17 protein-coding genes and 1 pseudogene are annotated in these 22,099 nt (G+C 64.5%); 14 read left to right on the plus strand and 4 right to left on the minus strand.

What is annotated here, in order from left to right; all coding sequences use genetic code 11:
• The first annotated feature begins 4 nt into the window (after positions 1–4).
• From H7F35_RS18040 to xylB, 8 genes are all read left to right on the plus strand, one after another.
• On the plus strand, positions 5–829 hold the full coding sequence (locus tag H7F35_RS18040) for a carbohydrate ABC transporter permease (protein ID WP_187107984.1): 825 nt from the start codon (positions 5–7) through the stop codon (positions 827–829).
• An 18-nt stretch (positions 830–847) separates the two neighbouring features.
• The gene (locus H7F35_RS18045) at positions 848–1,888 is read left to right on the plus strand and encodes an ABC transporter ATP-binding protein (protein ID WP_187107985.1); all 1,041 of its coding nucleotides are present in this window, start codon (positions 848–850) and stop codon (positions 1,886–1,888) included.
• Between the two features lie 82 nt (positions 1,889–1,970).
• Complete coding sequence (dalD, locus tag H7F35_RS18050) at positions 1,971–3,350, plus strand: D-arabinitol 4-dehydrogenase (protein ID WP_187114325.1); 1,380 nt, start codon at positions 1,971–1,973, stop codon at positions 3,348–3,350.
• Positions 3,347–4,135, plus strand: a complete 789-nt coding sequence (locus H7F35_RS18055; protein ID WP_187107986.1) for an L-iditol 2-dehydrogenase — start codon at positions 3,347–3,349, stop codon at positions 4,133–4,135. The genes dalD and H7F35_RS18055 overlap by 4 nt, the downstream gene beginning before the upstream one ends.
• Before the next feature lie 387 nt (positions 4,136–4,522).
• Positions 4,523–5,194 carry a transaldolase family protein gene (locus H7F35_RS18060; protein WP_187107987.1) on the plus strand — a complete coding sequence of 224 codons (672 nt, stop codon included), beginning with the start codon at positions 4,523–4,525 and terminating at the stop codon, positions 5,192–5,194.
• Positions 5,195–5,211: 17 nt separating this feature from the next.
• A complete protein-coding gene (locus tag H7F35_RS18065; RefSeq protein WP_187107988.1) occupies positions 5,212–6,180 on the plus strand; it encodes a carbohydrate kinase family protein in 969 nt (322 codons plus the stop codon).
• Between the two features lie 11 nt (positions 6,181–6,191).
• Positions 6,192–7,133, plus strand: a complete 942-nt coding sequence (locus tag H7F35_RS18070) for an AraC family transcriptional regulator (protein WP_187107989.1) — start codon at positions 6,192–6,194, stop codon at positions 7,131–7,133.
• Positions 7,134–7,173: 40 nt separating this feature from the next.
• Entirely contained in the window at positions 7,174–8,640 is a 1,467-nt protein-coding gene (xylB, locus tag H7F35_RS18075; RefSeq protein WP_187107990.1) for a xylulokinase, read from the plus strand.
• 76 nt (positions 8,641–8,716) lie between these two features.
• Here xylB and groL read toward each other — a convergent pair whose 3' ends face one another.
• Both groL and groES read right to left on the minus strand, forming a co-directional pair.
• Positions 8,717–10,369, minus strand: coding sequence for a chaperonin GroEL (gene groL, locus H7F35_RS18080; protein WP_099795250.1), 1,653 nt, complete (start codon positions 10,367–10,369; stop codon positions 8,717–8,719).
• A gap of 51 nt (positions 10,370–10,420) precedes the next feature.
• Entirely contained in the window at positions 10,421–10,711 is a 291-nt protein-coding gene (gene groES, locus H7F35_RS18085) for a co-chaperone GroES (protein WP_093125512.1), read from the minus strand.
• 845 nt (positions 10,712–11,556) lie between these two features.
• On the opposite strand from groES, the gene H7F35_RS18090 reads away from it, so the two are divergent.
• The 4 genes and pseudogenes from H7F35_RS18090 to H7F35_RS35150 all read left to right on the plus strand — a co-directional run.
• The gene (locus H7F35_RS18090; RefSeq protein ID WP_187107991.1) at positions 11,557–11,742 is read left to right on the plus strand and encodes a hypothetical protein; all 186 of its coding nucleotides are present in this window, start codon (positions 11,557–11,559) and stop codon (positions 11,740–11,742) included.
• The gene (locus H7F35_RS18095) at positions 11,739–11,921 is read left to right on the plus strand and encodes a biotin/lipoyl-containing protein (protein ID WP_187107992.1); all 183 of its coding nucleotides are present in this window, start codon (positions 11,739–11,741) and stop codon (positions 11,919–11,921) included. The genes H7F35_RS18090 and H7F35_RS18095 overlap by 4 nt, the downstream gene beginning before the upstream one ends.
• The gene (locus H7F35_RS18100; protein WP_187107993.1) at positions 11,918–12,328 is read left to right on the plus strand and encodes a hypothetical protein; all 411 of its coding nucleotides are present in this window, start codon (positions 11,918–11,920) and stop codon (positions 12,326–12,328) included. The genes H7F35_RS18095 and H7F35_RS18100 overlap by 4 nt, the downstream gene beginning before the upstream one ends.
• Positions 12,329–12,330: 2 nt before the next feature.
• A pseudogene (locus tag H7F35_RS35150) lies at positions 12,331–12,942 on the plus strand (TniB family NTP-binding protein); the annotation flags it as partial.
• A gap of 117 nt (positions 12,943–13,059) precedes the next feature.
• On the opposite strand, the gene H7F35_RS18105 reads toward H7F35_RS35150, so the two are convergent.
• On the minus strand, positions 13,060–14,568 hold the full coding sequence (locus H7F35_RS18105) for a carbohydrate porin (RefSeq protein WP_187107994.1): 1,509 nt from the start codon (positions 14,566–14,568) through the stop codon (positions 13,060–13,062).
• A gap of 476 nt (positions 14,569–15,044) precedes the next feature.
• Positions 15,045–16,022 (minus strand): LacI family DNA-binding transcriptional regulator, encoded by a 978-nt coding sequence (locus tag H7F35_RS18110; RefSeq protein ID WP_187107995.1) that lies wholly within the window; start codon positions 16,020–16,022, stop codon positions 15,045–15,047.
• A gap of 247 nt (positions 16,023–16,269) precedes the next feature.
• Between H7F35_RS18110 and H7F35_RS18115 the strand changes: the two genes are divergently transcribed.
• Together H7F35_RS18115 and H7F35_RS18120 are read left to right on the plus strand one after the other, a co-directional pair.
• The gene (locus H7F35_RS18115) at positions 16,270–18,963 is read left to right on the plus strand and encodes a GH92 family glycosyl hydrolase (protein ID WP_261803266.1); all 2,694 of its coding nucleotides are present in this window, start codon (positions 16,270–16,272) and stop codon (positions 18,961–18,963) included.
• Between the two features lie 97 nt (positions 18,964–19,060).
• Positions 19,061–22,066, plus strand: coding sequence for a GH92 family glycosyl hydrolase (locus tag H7F35_RS18120; protein WP_261803267.1), 3,006 nt, complete (start codon positions 19,061–19,063; stop codon positions 22,064–22,066).
• Positions 22,067–22,099 lie beyond the last annotated feature (33 nt).

Genomic DNA, 22,099 nt, shown 5'->3' on the forward strand with positions numbered 1-22,099 from the left:
CGCCATGCAACCCAGCAATTTCCTTCCCCAGGCGCTGCGCACCGTGAGTGCGTGGGCCATCACGCTGCTGCTGTTCTTTCCGCTCGGCTGGCTGTTCCTCACGGCCTTCAAGACCGAGCTGCAGGCGATCCACGTGCCGCCGCTGTTCGTCTTCGAGCCCACGCTCGACAACTTCAGCGAAGTGCAGCGCCGCAGCGCCTACCTGCTGTATGCGCGCAACTCGCTCATCACCAGCCTGGGCTCGACCATCCTGGGCCTGCTGATCGCGGCTCCTGCCGCGTACTCGATGGCCTTCTTTCGTACCAAGAAAACGCGCGACATCCTGATGTGGATGCTCTCCACCAAGATGATGCCGGCCGTGGGCGCGCTGGTGCCGATCTACGTGCTTGCGCAGACTGCGGGCATGCTCGATTCGCTGCCCGCGCTGACCATCGTGTTCACGCTGTCGAACCTGCCGATCATGGTGTGGATGCTCTACAGCGCCTACAAGGACATTCCGAACGAGATCCTCGAAGCCGCGCGCATGGACGGCGCCAGCCTGTGGACCGAGTTCCGCCATGTCGTGATGCCGCTGTCGGTCGGTGGGCTTGCATCGACAGGCCTGCTGTGCCTGGTGCTGAGCTGGAACGAAGCCTTCTGGGCGCTCAACCTCACCTCGGCCAATGCCGGCACGCTGGCCACGCTGATCGCTTCGTACTCCAGCCCCGAAGGCCTGTTCTGGGCCAAGTTGTCGGCCGCCTCGCTGATGGCCATTGCGCCCATCGTCGTGTTCGGCTGGTTCAGCCAAAAGCAACTGGTGCAAGGCCTGACCTTCGGCGCCGTCAAGTAAAGAAAAGGGAGACACCTCATGGCCTACCTCGAACTCAAAAGCATCAAGAAGAGCTTTGGCGACGTCAACATCATCAAGGGCGTCGACCTGGAGATAAAGAAGGGCGAGTTCATCGTCTTCGTCGGGCCCTCGGGCTGCGGCAAGTCGACGCTGCTGCGCCTGATCGCGGGGCTGGAGCCGATCACCAGCGGCAGCCTGCTGCTCGACGGCAAGGACATCACCTGGGCGCCTTCGGGCAAGCGCGACCTGGCGATGGTGTTCCAGAGCTACGCGCTCTATCCGCACATGAGCGTGTACGACAACATGTCCTTCGCGCTCAAGCTCGCGGGCGTGTCCAAGAGCGAGATCAAGACCAAGGTCGAGCACGCGGCCAACACCTTGAACCTCACGCAGTACCTGGACCGCACGCCGAAGGACCTGTCGGGCGGCCAGCGCCAGCGCGTGGCCATCGGCCGCGCCATCGTGCGTGCGCCCAAGGTGTTCCTGTTCGACGAGCCGTTGTCCAACCTCGATGCGGCGCTGCGCGGCAACACGCGCGTCGAAATCCACAAGCTGCACCGTGCGCTGGGTGCGACCACGATCTACGTCACGCACGACCAGGTCGAAGCCATGACGCTGGCCGACCGCGTGGTGGTGCTCAAGGACGGGCTGATCGAGCAGGTCGGAACGCCCCTGGAGCTGTACGACCACCCGGCCAACCAGTTCGTCGCGCAGTTCATCGGCATGCCGTCGATGAACATGGTGGCGGCGAGCGCCATTCCGAGTTTTTCCGCCGCCACCGGTGGCCGCTTGCCGAGCGACGGCTTCCTGGGCGTGCGCCCCGAGGGCCTGCGCGTGCATCCGAAGCAGGGTGCGCCGGTGTCGGAGGTGCAGGGCCGCGTCGAGCTGATCGAGGCGCTGGGCGCCGACACGCTGATCCACGTCGACGTGGGCGGCGTGCCGCTGATCGCGCGACAGAACGACCGCACGCCCTTGCAGGCGGGCGACGACGTGGCGATCGAACTCGACCCCTCGGTGCTTCATCTGTTCAACCGCGAAGGCCGTTCGGTCTCCGCCTGATCTTTTTTCTTCCGGACATTTCCCCGTGACCCTCGCAGCAGCGTCTCTTGCACACACGCCACCGGCTCTTTCCGAGTTCACGGTGCTTCACCTGGGCCTGGGCTCGTTCCATCGGGCGCACCAGGCGGTCTACCTGCAGCGGCTGATCGATGCGGGAGACACCCGCTGGTCGCTGTCGGGCGCCAACATCCGGCCCGACATGGCCGACGTCGTCGCGGCCCTGCAGGCGCAGGGCGGGCGCTATACGCTCGAAACCGTGTCGCCGGCCGGCGAATACCGCTACGAGCAGATCGAGGCCATCCGCGAGGTGCTGCCCTACGAGCGCTCGCTGGCGGCCGTGATCGCGCGCGGTGCGGCGCCGTCCACGCGCATCGTGTCGTTCACGGTGACCGAAGCCGGCTACTACCTCGACACCAAGGGCAAGCTGGACCTGTCGTTCGCCGACCTGGCGGCCGACATCGAGCGTGCGCGGCGTGGCGAAGCGGGTGAGACCGTCTACGGCGCCGTCTGCGCGATCCTGCGTGCGCGCAAGGCGGCAGGGGCCGGCGCAGTGACGCTGCTCAACTGCGACAACCTGCGCCACAACGGCGACCGCTTCCGCGCGGGCCTGCTGGAGTTCATCGCATACGCGGGCGACGCTGACCTGCTGGCCTGGGTGAACGCGAACACGCGTTGCCCGAACGCGATGGTCGATCGCATCACGCCGCGTCCACCGCCCGAACTGCGTGCGCGCGTGAAGGCCGCCACCGGCCGCGACGATGCGGCGCCGGTCACCGGAGAAAGCTTCATCCAGTGGGTCATCGAAGACAACTTCGCGGCCGGGCGTCCCGACTGGGGACGCGTGGGCGTGGAACTGGTCGAATCGGTGCAGCCGTATGAAGAGGCCAAGATCCGCATCCTCAACGCCACGCACAGTTGCATCGCCTGGGCGGGTACGCTGATCGGGCTGGACTTCATCCACGAGGGCACGCACAACGCGGCGATCCGCAAGATGGCCTACGACTACGTCACCGACGACGTGATCCCATGCCTGAGCCCGAGTCCGATCGACCTTGCGGCCTACCGCGACGTGGTGCTCGACCGTTTCGGCAACCCCGCGATTCGTGACACCAACCAGCGCGTGGCGGCGGACGGTTTCTCGAAGATCCCCGGCTTCATTGCACCGACCGTGCGCGAGCGGCTGGCGGCGGGCCAGAGCATCGACAGCGTGGCGATGCTGCCCGCGTTGTTCCTGGCGTTCCTGCAGCGCTGGCACAACGGGTCGCTGCCCTACGCTTACCAGGACCAGGGCATGGACGAAGCGGCGGCGCACGCTATCTGCGACGCCACCGACCCAGTGGCCGCGCTGTGCGCAGGCGCGGCGCTGTGGGGCAACATCGCGGGCGATGCGCGGCTGGTCGATGCGGTGCGCCGCGCGAGCGAGCGCGTGGCGCGCTTCGTCGAAACGGAAAGCCAGCCATGAGCAGCCGCCTGCAAGATCGCCATGTGCTGCTGACCGGTGCGGGCGGCGGCATCGGGCTCGCGGTGGCCGAGGCCTGCATTGCCGAAGGTGCGCGCTGCAGCGTGATCGATCGTGCAATGGCGGCACCCGATGCGGTGCGGGCGCTCCAGCAGCGCCATCCCGACAGCCTGGCCTACATCGCGGCCGACGTGACGGACACCCAGGCCATCGCGCACCTGCTGGCCGAGGCGCAGGTCGCCTTCGGTCCGATCCACACGCTGTTCAACAACGCGGCCGTGTTCGACCTCGCACCGCTGCTCGACAGCGACGAGGCCTCGTTCGACAGGCTGTTCGCGGTCAACGTGAAGGGCATGTTCTTCGTCATGCAGGCCGTGCTGCGCCACATGGTGGAGGTCGGCACGCAGGGCGCGTCGGTCATCAACATGGCTTCGCAGGCCGGGCGCCGCGGCGAGGCGCTGGTGTCGCACTACTGTGCGACCAAGGCGGCCGTCATCAGCTACACCCAGAGCGCCGCGCTGGCCATGGCGCCGCACGGCATCCGCGTCAATGGCATTGCGCCCGGGGTGGTCGATACGCCGATGTGGGACCATGTCGACAGCCTGTTCGCCAAGGCCGAAGGGTTGCCGCCCGGTGAGAAGAAGCGGCGTGTCGGCCTCGAAGTGCCGCTCGGGCGCATGGGTTTGCCGGGAGACATCGCGGGTGCTGCTGTATTTCTTGCCAGCGACGAGGCGCGCTACATCACGGCGCAGACCTTGAATGTCGATGGCGGCAACGTCATGAGCTGAGATGGACGCCTGTTTTTCTGTTCGTCGGGGTTGGGGGCATTCAGGGCGCGCACACGCCGACACGGTGCTCTTTTTCGCGAATGTCCCCCGCTTCGCTCCTCCTTTATTTCGCGAAAAAGAGCCCCGTATCGGCGTGAGCGTTTTCAGAGCACTGGTTGATCAGCGATCACCAGCAGCGTGCCCTGTGCGAATGACACCGGGTGCTCCCCGCAGCGAAATAAAGGAGGAGCGAAGCGGGGGACATTCGCGGAGGGGAGCACCTGGTGTCATTCGCACTCGCCCCGAACACCTCACACCAGCAAAAAAAGTATCAGCGTTGTTCCCTTTGGCGCGGCGACTTACGCACAGCACAGTGAGAAGATCGATTTCTTTTGCAGCGTGCACCCCATGAACGAAGATTTCCACCTGTACCTCGACAGTGCTGACCTGACAGAGTTGAAGACCTGTCTGCCGCACCCGGTGGTTCATGGCGTGACGACCAATCCCACGCTGCTGCAGCGCGCATGCGTTGGCCGCGCCGCTGTGCCTGACCTGCTCAAGCGCTGCATCGAACTGGGCGCGCGCCAGGTGCAGGCGCAGGTGTATTCGAGCGAGGTCGACGGCATGCTCGAAGACGCGCAGGCCCTGCTGTCGCAGTTCGACCGGGGCCAACTGGTCATCAAGATTCCCGCCACGCGCCAGGGCCTCGATGCCGGCGCCCGGCTCATCGCGCAGGGCGTGCCGGTCACGTTCACTGCGGTGTATGCGCCTGAGCAAGCGCACTTCGCGGCGCAACTGGGTGCGGCCTACGCGGCGCCGTACCTCGGGCGGCTCGAAGACGCGGGCGTGAGCGGACTGGCGTTGATTGCTCAGATGCAATCGCTCGTGGCACAGCGGCCTTCGTCGGGCACGCGCCTGCTGGTCGCCAGCATCCGCTCGCGTGAAGCCTACTTGTCCCTGCTGGGGCTCGGCGTGGGAGCCATCACCATTCCGCCGCGCCTCTTTGTCGAACTGCTCGACCATCCCGCCACGCTGGCCGCCGAACGCGGCTTCCTGGCGGATGCGCGCGCCTTGCCCTGATCAAAAACCGAAGCACCATGCGCATTGCACTCACGGGCGAAGCCCTGATCGATTTCACCGCCAGCGAGGCGGGCACCCTGGCCTTCCTGGGCCATGAAGGCGGCTCGCCGCTCAACACGGCCGTGGCCTGTGCGCGGCTTGGGCAGCCGACCGGCTTTCTCACGCAACTGTCGACCGACCTGTTCGGCGAGCGGCTGATGGGCTTTCTTGAGCGCAACGGCGTGGACACCAGCTTCATCCTGCGCAGCAACGCGCCCTCGACGCTGGCCTTTGTCGAGCGCACGCCGCAGACCAATCGCTATGCCTTCTACACGCGCGGCAGTGCCGATGCCACTTGGGCGCCCGAACCGCTGCCGCAGTTGCCGGCGGAGTGCCGCTTCCTGCATTTCGGTTCGATCTCGCTGCTGCAGGACCCGGCCGCCACGCGCATCGCCGATTTGATTGCGGCGAACGCGGGTCGCTGCGTGATCGTGTTCGATCCGAATGTGCGGCCCAGCCTGATTGCCGACATGGCCACCTACCGGACGCGTGCCTCAAGCTGGTTTGCAATGGCTGACCTCGTCAAGCTGAGCGATGAAGATGCAGAGTTGCTTGCACCGGGCAAGCCGGTCGAGGCGCTTGCGGCCGATTGCCTTGCGGCTGGCGCGCGTGCCGTGATCGTCACGCGCGGCGGTGACGGCGCCACGCTCTGGCGCACGGGCCATGAGGCACTGACCGTGGCCGCGCCGCGCGTGAAGGTGGTCGACACCATCGGCGCGGGCGATACTTTCACTGCGGGGCTGTCGGTCTCGCTGCTGGCGCATGGCGTCGAGCGGCCGGAGCAGCTCAACGCGCTGGGCGACGAGGCCTGGAAAGAGGTGATGCGCTTTGCCGCCACCGCCGCCGCCCTGAACTGCACCCGCGAGGGCGCGGACCCACCGACGCTGGAAGCCGTTCACGCCGCACTCGCGCAGGAAGACAATGGGGCCGTCGCTTCCCGGTTCTGATCGGTGCTGCCATGACAACCTCCACACGCAAACGCGCGATTCCCCGTCAGCGCCAGCCGGAGCTGGAGCGCGACTTTGCGCGCTCGCCCTCGCTGGGCTACGAGGCGCCTGAAGAAACCGGCCTCGTGCGCTGCCTGGCGCACGGCTTTCCAAGCCCGCTGGTGCGATGGCACTTCCATGAAGACTACGAGCTGCACCTGATCACCGAGACATCGGGCAAGGCCTTCATCGGCGACTGGATCGGGCCGTTCCAGCCAGGGCACCTGGTGCTGTGTGGGCCACGGCTGCCGCACAACTGGATTTCGCTCGACGTGCCTGAAGGCGGCGCTGCCGGGCGAGACCGCGTGATCCAGTTTCGCCACGAGCCCATCGAGCGCGCCGCCTCTGATATTCCGGAGCTGCGCGAGGTGATGCAGTTGCTCGAACGCGCGCGCCACGGCATCGAGTTCTTCGGCATGTCGCAGCAGGCGCAGGCGCACTGGGACAGCATCAAGGCTGCGCGCGGCGTGCGCCGCCTGGGGCTGTTCTTCGAGTTCATGGCCGACCTGGCGCAATGCACCGACTACCGGCTGCTGTCGAGCGTGCAGATGCAGGGCGCGCAGGGCGCAGACGGTGATGCGCAGGTCGACCAGATCAACGGCATCGTCAACCGCATCACCAACAACATGGCGGAGCCGATCTCGATGTCGGACGTGGCGGCCGAGTTGGGCATGAGCGAGAGCCGTTTCAGCCGGTTCTTCCGGCGCTCCACCGGCAACAGTTTCACCGACTTCGTCAACCGCGTGCGCATCAACAGCGCCTGCCATCTGTTGATGCAGACCGACCACTACGTGACGGACATCTGCTACCAGGTGGGCTTCAACAACGTGGCGAACTTCAACCGGCGCTTTCTTGAAATCAAGGGCATGACGCCGAGCGAATTCAGGCGCCAGGCCGACACACGCTTCGGCTGACGAGCGCCGGGTTTTCAAGGCGCAATCAGGGAGAACTATCTTGTATCTGGGACTCGACCTCGGCACGTCCGAGCTCAAGGCGCTGCTGCTCGCCGACGATCACTGCATCGTTGGCGTGGCACGTGCAGCACTCACGGTCGAACGACCGCAACCGCTCTGGTCGGAGCAGGCACCGGGCCAGTGGTGGCAGGCGCTGGAGCAGGTCATGGCGGACCTGCGGGCCGCGCATGGCGAGGCGCTGTCGGCGGTGCGTGCCATCGGCCTGTCGGGCCAGATGCATGGCGCCACGCTGCTCGATGCGGCGGGCGAGGTGCTGCGGCCGGCGATCCTCTGGAACGACGGGCGCAGTGGCGCGCAGTGCGAGGCGCTGACGCGCGCCGTGCCACGCCTGGGCGAGATCGCGGGCAACCTTGCGATGCCCGGCTTCACTGCGCCCAAGCTGCTGTGGGTGCGCGAGCACGAACCCGAGATATTCAAGCGCGTGGCGCGCGTGCTGCTGCCCAAGGACTGGCTGCGCTTCATGCTCAGTGGCGAGGCGGTCAGCGAGATGTCGGACGCGGCGGGCACGCTGTGGCTCGACGTGGGGGCACGCGACTGGTCCGACGAACTGCTCGCAGCCACGGGGCTGACGCGCGATCACATGCCGCGGCTGGTCGAAGGCAGCGAGGTGTCGGCGCAACTCAAGCCCGAGCTTGCGGCGCGCTGGGGATTGCACGAGGGCGTGAAGATCGCAGGCGGTGCGGGCGACAACGCGGCCAGCGCGGTCGGCATGGGGCTGGTCGAGCCGGGACAGGGTTTTGTGTCGCTCGGTACTTCAGGCGTGGTGTTCGTGTCGACCGATCGCTTCTTGCCGAATCCCGCGCAGGCGATGCATGCTTTTTGCCATGCGCTGCCGAAGCGTTGGCACCAGATGTCGGTGATGCTTTCCGCCGCGAGCGCGGTGAGTTGGGCCGTGAAGGCATTCAAGTTTGCCGACGAGGCAGCGCTGCTCGAAGCGGCGGCATCGGTTGCGCTGGTGGATCGGGCGCGATGCCCGCTGTTCCTGCCGTACCTGTCGGGCGAGCGCTCACCGCATAACAACCCGAATGCACAGGGCGCGCTGTTCGGGCTGACGCATGCGCACGGCCCGGCGGAGATCGCCTATGCGGTGGTCGAGGGCGTGAGCTTCGGCTTGCGCGACGGCTTCGACACCCTGCGCCTGCCGGCCGACATGCCACTGCGCGAAGTCGCGCTGGTGGGCGGCGGTGCGCGCAGCATCTGGTGGGGCCAGCTGCTGGCCGACATCTTTCAGGTGCCGCTCACGCTGTACGCGGGCAGCGAGACGGGCGGGGCGCTCGGTGCGGCGCGCCTGGCATGGCTGGCCCACGGTGGCGCGGTGGCCGAGGTGTGTACGCTGCCGCCGGTCAAGCAGAAGCTGGTGCCTTCGTCCGAAGGCGCCGATGGACACAAGACGCGCCATGCGCGCTTCCAGGTGCTGTACATGGCGTTGCGCGACCAATTCCGTTGAACGAACGGGGCGCGCAATAAAAAAGGGCCGCTTGCGCGGCCCTTTTTTGTTTTGGTGAGCAGTGCTCAGCCGGGCATTACATGCCCATGCCGCCCATGCCGCCCATGCCACCCATGTCAGGCATGCCGCCGCCGGCGCCCGATTCGTCCTTCGGTGCGTCAGCGATCATGGCTTCGGTCGTCAGCAGCAGCGAGGACACCGATGCTGCGTTTTGCAGCGCGGTGCGGGTGACCTTCGTCGGGTCCAGGATGCCCAGTTCGAGCATGTCGCCGTACGTGTCGTTCGCAGCGTTGAAGCCGTAGTTGCCCTTGCCGGCCAACACAGCGTTCACCACCACCGAGGCTTCGCCGCCGGCGTTGTTCACGATTTCGCGCAGGGGCGCTTCGATGGCCTTGAGCACCAGCTTGATGCCGGCTTCTTGATCAGCGTTGTCGCCCTTGACCGAGTCGCCCACAGCTTGCTTGGCACGCAGCAGAGCCACGCCGCCGCCAGCCACAACGCCTTCTTCCACTGCAGCGCGGGTGGCGTGCAGGGCGTCTTCGACGCGGGCCTTCTTTTCCTTCATTTCGACTTCGGTGGCAGCGCCAACCTTGATCACTGCAACGCCGCCGGCCAGCTTGGCCACGCGCTCTTGCAGCTTTTCACGGTCGTAGTCGCTGGTCGCTTCTTCGATCTGAACGCGCACTTGCTTCACGCGGGCTTCGATGTCACCAGCAGCGCCGGCGCCGTCGATGATGATCGTGTTTTCCTTGCCCACTTCGATGCGCTTGGCTTGACCCAGGTCGGCCAGCGTCACCTTTTCGAGCGTCAGGCCCACTTCTTCAGCGATGACCTTGCCGCCCGTCAGGATGGCGATGTCTTCCAGCATGGCCTTGCGGCGGTCGCCGAAGCCAGGTGCCTTGACAGCCACAACCTTCAGGATGCCGCGGATCGTGTTCACGACCAGCGTAGCCAGGGCTTCGCCTTCGACTTCTTCGGCAATGATCAGCAGCGGACGGCCAGCCTTGGCGACTTGCTCCAGCACCGGCAGCAGATCACGGATGTTGCTGATCTTCTTGTCGAACAGCAGCACGAAGGGGTTGTCCAACAGCGCCGATTGCTTCTCGGGGTTGTTGATGAAGTAGGGCGACAGGTAGCCGCGGTCGAACTGCATGCCTTCGACGACGTCGAGTTCGCTGTCCAGCGACTTGCCGTCTTCGACAGTGATCACGCCTTCCTTGCCGACCTTGTCCATCGCGTCAGCGATGAGCTTGCCGATGGTTTCGTCGCTGTTGGCCGAGATCGAGCCGACTTGCGCGATTTCCTTCGAGGTGGTGGTGGGCTTGGAAGCCTTCTTCAGCTCGGCGACCAGGGCCGTCACGGCCTTGTCGATGCCGCGCTTCAGGTCCATCGGGTTCATGCCGGCAGCCACCAGCTTGAAACCTTCGCGAACGATGGCTTGTGCCAGCACGGTCGCGGTGGTGGTGCCGTCACCGGCGTTGTCCGAAGTCTTGGAAGCCACTTCCTTCACGAGCTGGGCGCCCATGTTCTGGAGCTTGTCCTTGAGTTCGATTTCCTTGGCGACCGACACACCGTCCTTGGTCACGGTGGGGGCGCCGAACGAGCGTTCGAGCACCACGTTGCGGCCCTTGGGGCCCAGGGTCACTTTGACTGCGTTGGCCAGGATGTTGACACCCTCGACCATGCGTGCGCGGGCTTCTCCGCCGAAGACTACGTCTTTTGCTGCCATGATGAATTAACTCCGAATGGATTGGATTGAATGGATCGAAAGGGAGAAGACTTACTTCTCGACGACTGCGAACAGGTCGTCTTCCTTCATCACGAGCAGTTCGTCGCCATCGACCTTGACGGTCTGGCCGCTGTACTTGCCGAACAGGACGCGGTCGCCGACCTTGACGGTCAGTGCGGTCAGTTCGCCCTTGTCGGTGCGCTTGCCCGGGCCCACGGCCAGGACTTCACCCTGATCGGGCTTTTCGGCGGCTGCGTCGGGGATGACGATGCCGGAGGCGGTCTTGGTTTCGCTGTCAACACGCTTGACGATCACGCGATCGGCCAAAGGACGAAGTTTCATTGCATCTCCTGGATATGGATAAGAAACGGGTTTGTGGTCGGGCGCCGAACTGGAAGACCGGCGGCCCATCGACTGGGAGCGAGGGCTGTTAGCACTCATCATCAGCGAGTGCTAATGATAAGGGCAATCGGCGGCCTTTCAAGGGCGGGGGGCGTTGCCCGAGGGGCAGGTGTCGGTTCTCAGCTAACTCTGAACTTTTCTCATCTAACTCGGAATTGCACGCCCGTGCTTTTTTATGTAATTACAAGCGACCCTGATTTTTGCGAGTGCGCCACCGGGCTTTTGCTGGCTACGGGTAGATCTACCCGGATAAAATTCGGGTGCTCGCCCCTGCAGATTAAGTGCGTCGCCAGGGGGCACAGAAGAGGGGTAACAAGTTCAGTCGGCGAGATTTAGAACAGCAACCTCGGCGGAAAACCTCCTTCGCACCGAGCTCAACTCATCGGTCATTGCATCCCTCAGAGGTCGCATGACGAACATCCGGTTTGCAGCGGTTGCTGTCCCTCATCTTCACCGATCGACCGGCGGCTATGATCCAAAAGGAGACCTCGGGGCTGTGTCGCGGCCGCAATCGCTGTGTTGCGCAACCTACACAGGGGCCGAGACTCACCGCGCGTGCTTAACGGGACAGTTTGCTCGGTCGCGTGATGTTTCCCTGCATGACCACGGTGGCGACCGTAACGGCCGCAGGAGGTGCAGACATCAGGACCCCAAGACCTTCGGCAGCCGGCCATGGAGCGGAGTCCTTCGCGCTGCAATCGAGGACACACAGGATGGCCACTCGCTTGCCCTTTGCCACTGCATAGATGGCGGTTTGTTCAACGTAGGCCCGGCAATCCATAATCTTGAGCTTGCAGGGCCTGCACGATGACGAGTCTTCCGGTGCGACCAAGGTTCGGTGCGAATTCAATGGTCAATCGCGCACCGTCATCGCGGCGCGGTCAGACGCGGCCGGAAGCGCGCTCCAGCGTGATCAGGCCGAGCCTGGAAACCCCTTGCAGATCGGCGCACCGATGCCCGGCGCGTCGTGACAGTCGCCGTTTCGGAAGGCCGACGCGTAGAGCCCGGTGCGACGTTGCTGTCCTTCAAGGCCATGAAGATGGAAACGCACATGACGGCTGATCGCGCCAGGATTGTCGAGCGGCTGCTTGTGAAGCCCGGCGACCGGATGCAAGCGAAAGACTTGCTGATCGTGTTCAGGGCAGATTGACGAAAAGCTTCAGAACCGAACGCGCGCACAACTCGGTGTCCTCGCGGGCATTGGTGGTGCCGAGCCTGCGGCGCGAATACACCGAGGGCCTGTCCTGGGTCCAGCATGGGCTCATCCGCAAGCACGCGCGCGAAAAGCATGTGGCCGGTGGCGACCAGGAGCGATTGATGCGTGCAAAGCAGGAGCTTCACGAACTGTGGATGAATCCCCTGGCACGACGCAATCGCCGTCAGGATCTGCGTACCGCGGCGAAGTTTTCGGGGTTGTCTTCCAACCAGATTGTGCTGGCCGACGACGTTGAGATTCGGCCACCAACGCCCGCCTCGCAGATCATCGCGCCGGAGGAGGTCTGCTTCACCCTACCTGATACCCCATCGTACGAGGGCTTTCGGATGAGGTCACTATGAGGATGGTCGAGCCTGCGGTGGATACCGACCTGACGGATTATGAGATCGAGGAGCGCCAGGTCCTGGAGCGGCGCTATCGAACTTACTCAATCGATGCCTTGAAGGCGGCGTTGCCTGTCGATGAAGTATTCGTCGCGCATGCCCAATTCTTGCGCGCAGTCAACGCGGTGAGCCGCATTTACGAGCTTGCCAGGGAGACGTCGATGCCGCAGGGGATGTGCCTTGAGGGCCCGGTGGGGACGGGGAAATCCTCGGTCTTGCGGTACTTCGCAGCTTCGTTGCCGAAGCAAACGCTCTTCAGCGACGAACTTAGGGTGATTACCATTCGTGCGAAAAAGAACGCCGCTGCAGGCCAACTGGTGGCGTCCGTCTTGCGCTGCTATGGCTACCCGATCCGAAGTGCCTCAGGCGCAACTCTGGAGCCAAGGATCAATATCACCAAGGAGGCGATCCGGCAGAAAAAAACCAAGCTGATCGGCGTCGACGAGGCGTCCAATCTGCTTCGCCCTCAGATGCGACGGCTGGCATCCACAAAAGGCGACGGGACATCCGCGACAGACTACCTCTGCGAGGTCATCGATGACACCGGCGTTGGCGTCGTGCTGTTGGGATCACGATTACTCTCAAACCTTGAGGAGACCGATCCCTCGCTCGCGAGTCGAGTGGCGACACATGAGCGCTTAGAAAATTTCCTCTACGACGACGAATGGGTGAACTTTGCCCATGCATTTCTACGGCAATGCTCTGGGTTCGATCTGACCATGTTCCTGAGCGACAGCGGGCTCAAAACGCTGCATAGACTCGTAGAAGGGAACGCACGCACCTTCAAGCGGTTTGTCACGGAGTGCTGCCTTTGTGCCGCGAACGAGGGGGGCCGCGTTTTGCTGGAATCGCACGCGGCAAGAGCTTTCCGAGCAGCTTTCGGCGACGCGTCCGACGTGGGGTGCCCATATGCCCGAGCGTCGTAACCTGCCCGTGTCAAAGGTCCCTGCATCGGATGAGTCCGGGATGAGTCTTTTGCTTCGCATCGCCACGGCAAATATGGTGACGCTATCTTGGCTGCGCTGCAGGTTGAATGTGGCGCAGCCAAGACCGTTTCGATCCGAAGACGCTGCAGCGTGACCTTGTCGGTCGTGCCTGCGATGGAGAGCACCAGGTCGTTGCCCGAGCGTGAAGTCCTTCGTCTCGGGCCCGTTGTCCGGGCGCGTGGTCTGGTAGCCGATCAGCGTCTGGCCGCCGAAGCGCCCGATCTGGAAGTCCATCGAGTCCAGGATGCGGCGCTGCTTGGCACCCGCCTGCGGCGTCACCACCGTGCGCTCCACCAGCGGCGCGAACAGGAAGGTGTCGGACGCGGATGCACCGAAGCCCGGCGGCAGCAGCAGCCCCGTGGTCGTGGTGCTGTTGTCCAGGTTGTAGAACTTGCCGCTGAGCGAGGCGTGCCCGCTGGACGCCTGCGCGATGAAGATGTTTTTCAGCCCCGGCAGCAGGAAATTCTTCTGGATGTGCATGAGCCCCAGCGCGCCGCCGTCCTTGCCCTTGGCGAAGTTGCCCGAGACCAGCCCGCCGGTCACCGTGAGCTTGCCGTCGGGGTTCGTCGGGATGTCGCGCCACTGCACGTTGATGCGCTTGGCGTTGTTCGGATTGCCGCTCTTGTTGTCGACGGAGTCCGCGGTGTGCACGGCCACGTTGAGCCGGCCGAGGCCGCCAAGGGGGATGTCGTCGATGCCGGCGCCGTAGTTGTCGCCGTCCTCCACCACCCACTTGTCCACGATGTGCACATCCTGGATGCGGTGGTAGCGCTGGCCGGCCCATAGCGTGGCGCTGTTGCCGAAGATGCCGCTGAGCGAGAAGTACGCCTGCGCCGTGCCGCTCTTGCCGTTGTAGATCGTGGGCATGTAGAACACGCCCCACTTGATGCCGTCGCCCAGGTCGAACTTCTTGCCGATGCCGAATTCCAGGTAGTTGTCGCCCTCGTTGCCCAGGCGGTACTTCTGCAGGTCGCCGCCGAGCGAGTAGCCGCCCTTGGGCGCACCCTTGGGCGCGCCGAAGAAGCCGCCGCGGCCATAGCCCCAGAACTCCAGGCCGGTGGCGTCGTTGACCTTCTTGATGAAGTCCTTGGTGGGGTCGGTCTTCACCTCGGCTTCAGGCGGTGCATCCGTCAGCTGGGCGTGGGCCAGCCCCTGGAATCCAGCGAGCAGCACGATGGCGGCAGTGGCGAATCGGTTCAACTTGAATTTCACGGTTGTCTCCTTGGTCGGGGTGGTTGTTGTGGGATGGGGGCAAGGGGGCGTGCGACCGCTTCGGGAAAAAGCTCTCCCGCACCGGCCGAAACCGGCGGTGTTGCGTTCGAACGAAGAGGGGGAAGGGGCGCGCTATCGCCTCATCGGGCGATGTGCGAAGCGTTCGTGAGAAGGAGGACGCGCGGTGGCGCCGCAGGGTGCGGGTTCACCGGATGGCAGCAGGGGACAGCGCGCGGGCATACGGCGGTTGTGCGTGCAGTGCGTTGGCATGTGGTGTCTCCTCTTTTTTGTGCTGCGTATTGCCACTTGCCAAAGAGCCTCGTGTGAGAGGGCCTGATGTGTGACGGCACGCAGTGTAGGAGCGTGATTTCGCGCGGTCTCGTGTGATTTCCCGGACGAAACACAGCGTGCCCAGCGCAACAAAACACCTGGTGCCATACCGCGCAGATCGCACGGCATGGCCTTCGAGACAGGCGTCAGGCCCGGGTGCTTGCCCGCACGATCAACTCGACTGGCAGCGTGTTGAATCGGGGCATGGAAGGCCCCTGCATCACCAGCTCGACGCCGAAACGGCCAAGCTCTTGCCGGTCCACGCGCAGGGTCGTCAGCGGCGGGTTGGCTTGCGCGGCCGCCAGGGTGTCGTCGAAGCCGACGATGGCGATGTCTCCGGGAACGGACAGGCCCGCCTGCCGGCAGGCCGCGAGCGCCGCCAGCGCTGCGGCATCGTTGTAGGCGAACACGGCATCCGGTGGCCGGCGCAGCCGCAGCAACTGCTGCATGGCCGCCGAGGCGCCCAGGTCGTGCAATTGCCCGGGCGGTGCCACCACTTCCAGTTCCGGGTCGGCCAGGATGCCGGCTTCGAACAGCGCCCGACGATAGCCCTGCGCACGTTCCAGGATGCTCACGTGCGCCAGCGAGCCCGCGATGTAGGCGATGCGCCGACGCCCGATGTCCAGCAGGTGCTGCGTGGCCAGGTAGCCACCCAACGCGTTGTCGGGGTTCACCGAAGGAAGGTCCCGCAGCGAGCAGTCGATCAGCGCGATCGGCAGGTCGAGTCCGGCGACCATGTCGAGCACTTCGCTCTCGAAGTAGCCGGCCGCGAGCACCATGTCGGGCTCGTGCATGCGCAACTGCTCGCGGATCGGATCGGTCGGCCCGCAGGTCAGCAACGTGGGCACGATGCCGAACTTGCGGCACGCCTCCTCGACGCCGTGCAGCACGTCCGAGAAGAACGGATTGGTCGAAAAGTGGCTGTGCTGCCGGTGCACCATGAAGGCCAACTGCTTGGCCTTGGCCCCGCGCAACCGTCCCGAGTTGTAGCCGATCTCTCGCGCCACTTTCCGGATCATGCGACGTGTCTCGTCGGACAGGCCGCGCTGGTTCTTCAACGCACGCGAGACGGTGCTGATGGAGACGCCGGAGGCTTCGGCCACATCGCGGATGGTCACGGGCATGGTTCGTTCTTTGGTGTTGTTCTCACTTGGAAGACGCCATTGTTGCTGTGACCGTCGCGGGTTGTCGAGGCAGTCCTTCACGCGCACCGCTCGCTGCGCGAGAACAGAAGCCAACGCAAGCTTGTTGCGTTCCCAGCGCTGTGTTTCGTTCGGGAAATCACAAGAGCGCTTGCATGGAGGCCGTGCATACACTGCGGCCGTTTGGCGCTCGGACCACGAGCGATGTGCAAGCAGCAAGGGAGACAACATGAAAAAGAAAAGCGCATGCAAAAGCCTGGCAGCGGGGCTGATCGTCGTGTTGTTGCTGGGTGGCTGTGGCGGTGGAGGCTCTGGCAGCTTCAGCGTTCCGCCATCGACAACGGCAACCGGCACGGGCACCCCCGAGGTCGCGGGCACATCGGCCGCCGGGCCTGATGGCGGCACGACGTTGCCGGGGCCCGCACAGGAGGCCGTTCCACCATCGACAACGGCAACCGGCGCGGGCACTCCCGAGGTCGTGGGCGCATCGGCCACCGGGCCTGATGGCGGCACGACGTTGCCGGCGCCCGCACAGGAAGTGCGGGTCGATATTCCGTTGACGAAGTACGTCAATCTCTTTGTCGGAACAAAGATCTCCGACACCGGCAGTGGCCATTCCGGCAACGTCAATCCGGGTGCTCAGACACCGTTCGGCATGGTGAGTTTCGGCCCCGAAACCAGGGGAAGCGGATCGCCGTGGGGCTACGGCTCGGGCGGCTACTACTACGACGACGCGGCCATCCGCTACTTCAGCATGACCCATCTCAACGGGCCCGGCTGCAGAGGGCAGGGGGCCGTGGCCCTTCTGCCGAACGACGTGGGCACCGGCATTCCCTCGGACGGTCTTGCCTACACCAAGGCCAACCAGTCGGCCGCACCCGGCTACTACAAGGTGAAGTTCAACAACGGCATCACCAGCGAGCTGACCGCGACGACGCGCACCGGCATGGCAAAGATCAGCTACGCGGACAAGGACAAGGCCTTTCTCGTCATCGACTCGGCCCGCAACAACCCCAACCAGGACGGTGTGTCCTACACCGGGCTGACGGCCATTGCGTTGAGCGACGACCGCAAATCCGTTTCCGGAACCGCTGTCGCGAACGAGTTCTGCGGTGGCACGTGGAAGCAGCCCGTCTACTACTACGCAACCTTCGACAAGCCGCTGAAGGCAAGCGCCGCCGTGTCGGGGAAAGCGGCGATCCTGCAGTTCGACTTGAGCGGCACGGACCTCGCCGTGCAGGTCAAGGTCGGAATTTCCTCGGTCAGCACCGCCAACGCCAGGCAGAACCTCGAAGCGGAAAACGCAGACTGGTCTTTCGTCACGGTCAGGACGGCAGCCGAGAACACCTGGAACCGCCGGCTGAATGTCGTCCAGCTCGATCTTGCGAAGCCGGGTGAAGTCGACAAGGTGGACGCGAAGAAGAAGGGCGACGCCACCACCAATCTGACAAAGTTCTACACGGCCCTCTACCGCGTCTACAGCGGCCCGACGGTCTACAGCGACGTCAATGGCGACTACCGCAGCATGAAGCAGGTCGATCTTTCGCAATCCAGCGGCGTGCTGCCTCCGCGAGCGAACGAGAACGTCGCCAACTACAAGTTCAAGGTCGATGGAAAGGACGCGGGCTACAAGACCCACTACAGCGGCTTTTCGATGTGGGACACCTACCGCAGCCAGTCGCAGTTGCTGGCACTGATCGCGCCGAACGAGGCCAGCGAGATGATGCAGTCGCTGGTGGCCGACGCGCAGCAATGCGGCGCCTTCCCGCACTGGGTGGACGGCAGCGAAGACACCGTGCCGATGAATGGCGACCACGCACCCACCGTCGTTGCCGGCTCCTATCTGTTCGGCGCGAGAAAGTTCGATCTGGCGACGGCCCGGAAATATATGCTTCAGGCGGTCGGCGACACGAACGGCCAATGCAACGACAAGTTCGCGATCGGCAAGCCGGGCGACAGCCGCATCGATTACATCAACCTCGGCTGGATTCCTTCCGGCAAGAGATTTGACAAGCCCTCGTCGACAACGCTCGAAGCGATCACGACGGACCGCTCGGTCGGGGCGTTTCTCGATGCGCTCCCCGATACGAGGGTTGCGGACCAGGGCGTAATTCAGAAGGTGCTCAAGCGGGCCGGCAACTGGCAGAACATCTTCAACGACACCACGAAGTCGCTGCAGTCGAAGACTGCCGCCGGTGTGTGGGCAGGCAGCGGTGACTTCCACGAGTCGACCGAGGCCAACTACATCTGGACGTTCGCCTACGACTGGACCCGTCTCGCCGAAAAGCTCGGAGGCAAGTCGAGCGCGCTGGACCGGCTCGGCAAGCTGTTCTCGCTGGATGCCGCGGACCCATTCAAGGGGCGCGAGCCGACTGGGCAGGACCTGAACGGCGGGGAAAATTCGAGCGACTACTACATCGGCAACGAGCCGGCCTTCCAGACGCCGTGGGCCTACAACTGGATCGGTTCGGCCAAGTACGCGCAGTACATCATTCCGGTCATCCTGCGAAAGAACTTCTCCCTGGATCCGGGTGGCCTGCCGGGCAATGACGACATGGGCGCGACTTCGGGCTGGTTCGTGTGGGCGGCGATGGGCCTCTATCCGGTGATTCCGTCGGCGCCGGGCCTGGCCGTGTCGACACCGCAGTTCTCGGGCATGACCCTCTGGCTGGGCAACGGAAAGAAATTGCGGATCGAGGCTGACCGTCAGGCGCTGCTCGACGACGTGCGCTACATCGGCGAGATGAAGTTCAACGGGACGACCTACGCAGGCTCGTGGCTGCCGCTGGACAAGATCAAGGATGGCGGAACGCTCAGCTACACGCTGTCGCCCACGCCCACCGACTGGGCTTCAGATCCGGCATTGACGCCCCCATCGGGGCCCGCAGCGGACTACACCAGGGCGACAGCGTCGCCGGGTTGAGCGGCACAGCTTGCTGCGCAACGGAGCGGCCGCAGCCGCATCGGCATCGCCTGGAGCGCGTGCCGCCCCCATCAATGGAAATCAAGGAAACATGATCATGAAGATTCAGCGGAAAACAGTGCTTGCGGTCGCCCTGAGCGTGGCGTTCCTTCTTGGCTGTGGCGGTGGCAGCGGCTCCAACGTGCCGGTGGCCGGCCTTCCGGTCGGCGCGGCGGGTGGTGCAAGCGGCGGCGATCCGGTCGCCATCGCGGACGCCAGCGCGCCTGCGGTCACGGAAGTGCTTGCGGTGAATGGCACCGCACCGCTTCCAGCGGCCGAACTGTTTGCCAAGCAGTCGCTGACCAGCTATGTGAACCCCTTCGTCGGCACGGCGGACGCGACCAAGCCGGCCTCCGATCCCGTGCCGGCCGGTGCGCGCGGTGGCACCTTCCCCGGAGCGACCACGCCCTTTGGCATGGTGCAGTGGACACCGATGACGCCGAGCAACGGCGGCAACGACCATCCCGTGGGCTACATCTACAAAGAAAAGACCATCACCGGTTTTCCGCTCACGCAGATGAGCGGCTCGGGCTGCGATGGCAATGCGGGCGAGCTGCCGGTCATGCCGACCTTCGACACCGGCTCCATCGGCCCCGGCGCCAAGGAAAACTTCGACCACAAGGACGAAGAGGCCAGCCCTGGCTACTACAAGGTCACGCTGAAAGACGGCGTGACCACCGAGCTGACGGCCACTTCCCGCACCGGTTTCGGCCGCTTCACCTACCCGGCGCAATCGGCCCTGGACAGCACCCGCAAGAAGCCGTACCTGGTGATCGATGCCACCCGCACCAACACCATCGCGTCCACCACGGGCACGATCCAGATGGAAGGAAAGGATGGCCTTTCGGGCTCCACGGTCGGTGGTAATTTCTGCGGCGCACGCAGGTACAAGCTGTACTTCTACGCGAAGTTCGATCGCGAGATCACAGCCACCATCAAGGCGGGCAAGGCCAAAGTGAGCTTTGTCACCGGCAGCAACCCCGCGGTGATGATGAAGATCGGCCTGTCCTACGTCAGCAGCGACAACGCGCGCAAGAACCTGGAGAAGGAAAGCCCTGAGTGGAGCTTCGACACCGTGCGCACCGCCGCAGCGGACGCATGGAACGACCGGCTGAACGCCATCGAGACGCGCGGTGGCACGCTGACCGAGAAGCGCAAGTTCTACACGGCGCTCTACCACTCGCTGCTCTCGCCGAACATCAACAGCGACGTGACCGGTGACTACATCGGCTTCGACCAGGCGGTGCACCAGGTGCAGGACGGTCGCACCCAGTACGTCAATTTCTCGAACTGGGACATTTACCGCAGCCTGATGCCGCTGACTGGCATGCTGTTTCCGAAAGAGGCCAGCGACATGATGCAGTCGCTGGTCAACGACGCCGACCAGTGCGGTGCCATTCCACGTTGGGCGCCGGTCAACTCGGACCAGGGCATCATGCCGGGCGACTCCGGCGTGCCGACGGTCGCGGGCGCCTACGCCTTCGGTGCGACGAACTTCGACGCGAAGAAGGCGCTTGGCTACATGACCCTGGTCGGCAGCAAGGCCGATCTCAAGTGCACCGGCAGCGGCCTGCGCGACGACGCCAACCGCATGGGCGACTACCTGACGCGCGGCTATGCCGGCAAGGACAACGGCTGGTGGGCCGGCTCATTGACCTTCGAGTTCGCGACGGCCGACTTCGCGACCTCGCAGATGGCCAAAGCGCTGGGCGACACGACGAACCATCGCCTGTTCCTGAGCCGCTCGGCCAACTGGAAGAACCAGTTCAACGTCGACCGCAAGCAGCTCCTGCCGCGTTACCGCAACGGCAACTGGATGTTCAACCCGACGGCCAATGCAGACATGGTGGAGGGCAATGCAGAGCAATACACCTGGATGTCGGCGTACGACGCGCGCGGCCTGATCGGGCTGATCGGCGGCAACGCCGCGGCGGTTACCCGGCTCGATGCGTTCTTCCAGGACCTGAACGCGGGCATGAACAAGCCGAACTTCTACGTCGGCAACGAGCCGAGCTTTGCGACACCGTGGCTCTACAACTGGACCGGCACGCCATGGCGTACCCAGAAGGTGGTGCGCGACGTCATCAACACCGTGTTCTTCGACGATGAAGGCGGCCTGCCGGGCAACGATGACCTCGGTGCCGTGTCGTCCTGGTACGTGTGGGCGGCGATGGGGCTCTACCCCGAGATCCCGTCAGTCGGTGGCCTGACCATCGGCAGCCCGGTCTTCGACCAGGTTGTGATCCACTGGGCGGACGGTGCGAAGAAGCTCACGCTCGATGCTTCCGGCGCAGGCGCCGATGCGCCGTACATCCAGAGCCTGAAGCTGGACGGTCAAGCCATCGACACGCCGTGGGTGTGGCTGGCGGACCTCAAGAAGGAATCGACACTGGGTTTTGCGCTGGGCGCCAGCGAATCGCAGTGGGGCAAGGACTCCGCTGCACGCATGCCGTCGTTCGGGCTCGATGGTTTCGACAACCTGGACGCGGCGCTGAACAACCATGGCATCGGCACCGACGACCAGGCCACCGACCGGTCGCTGGAGGGCTACACCTTCGACATGGGCGGCTGGAGCTACTCTGCCAAGGCGCTGGCCGGGGTGGGCGCGACGCCGGGCGGCACCGTGTCGTTCAACGGCATCGATTTTAGATGGCCGGATGGCAAGGCAGGGCTCGACAACATGGTCGTCCAGGGGCAGACCTTGAGCTTCGCCACACCGCAGGCAGCGGGCACGCTGGCCTTGCTCGGCAGTGCCACTGTCGCGTCGACGGCGCCCACGGGCAAGCTGACAGTGACCTACACCGACGGCACCAGCCAAGACTTCGATCTGCGCTTCGACGACTGGACCCTTGGCGGTGGCGGGGGCAAGGTCGGCGCGTACAACAAGGTGGCGTTGACCACGGACCACCGCATCGACAAGAGCGGGAAGGCGGACACCACCAAGGCGTTCGTCTTCTACTGGGACGCGGCGCTCGACAAGCAGCGGATGGTCAAGAGCGTGACGCTGCCGTTCCAGACCGACAACGGCGCGGTCATGCATGTGTTTGCCATGACGCTGAAGTAGGAGTGCGCTGAAGCGGGTCGCCGGCATCAGCAG

Source organism: Variovorax sp. PAMC26660, assembly GCF_014302995.1.
In the GTDB taxonomy this organism is placed as follows: Bacteria; Pseudomonadota; Gammaproteobacteria; order Burkholderiales; family Burkholderiaceae_C; genus Variovorax.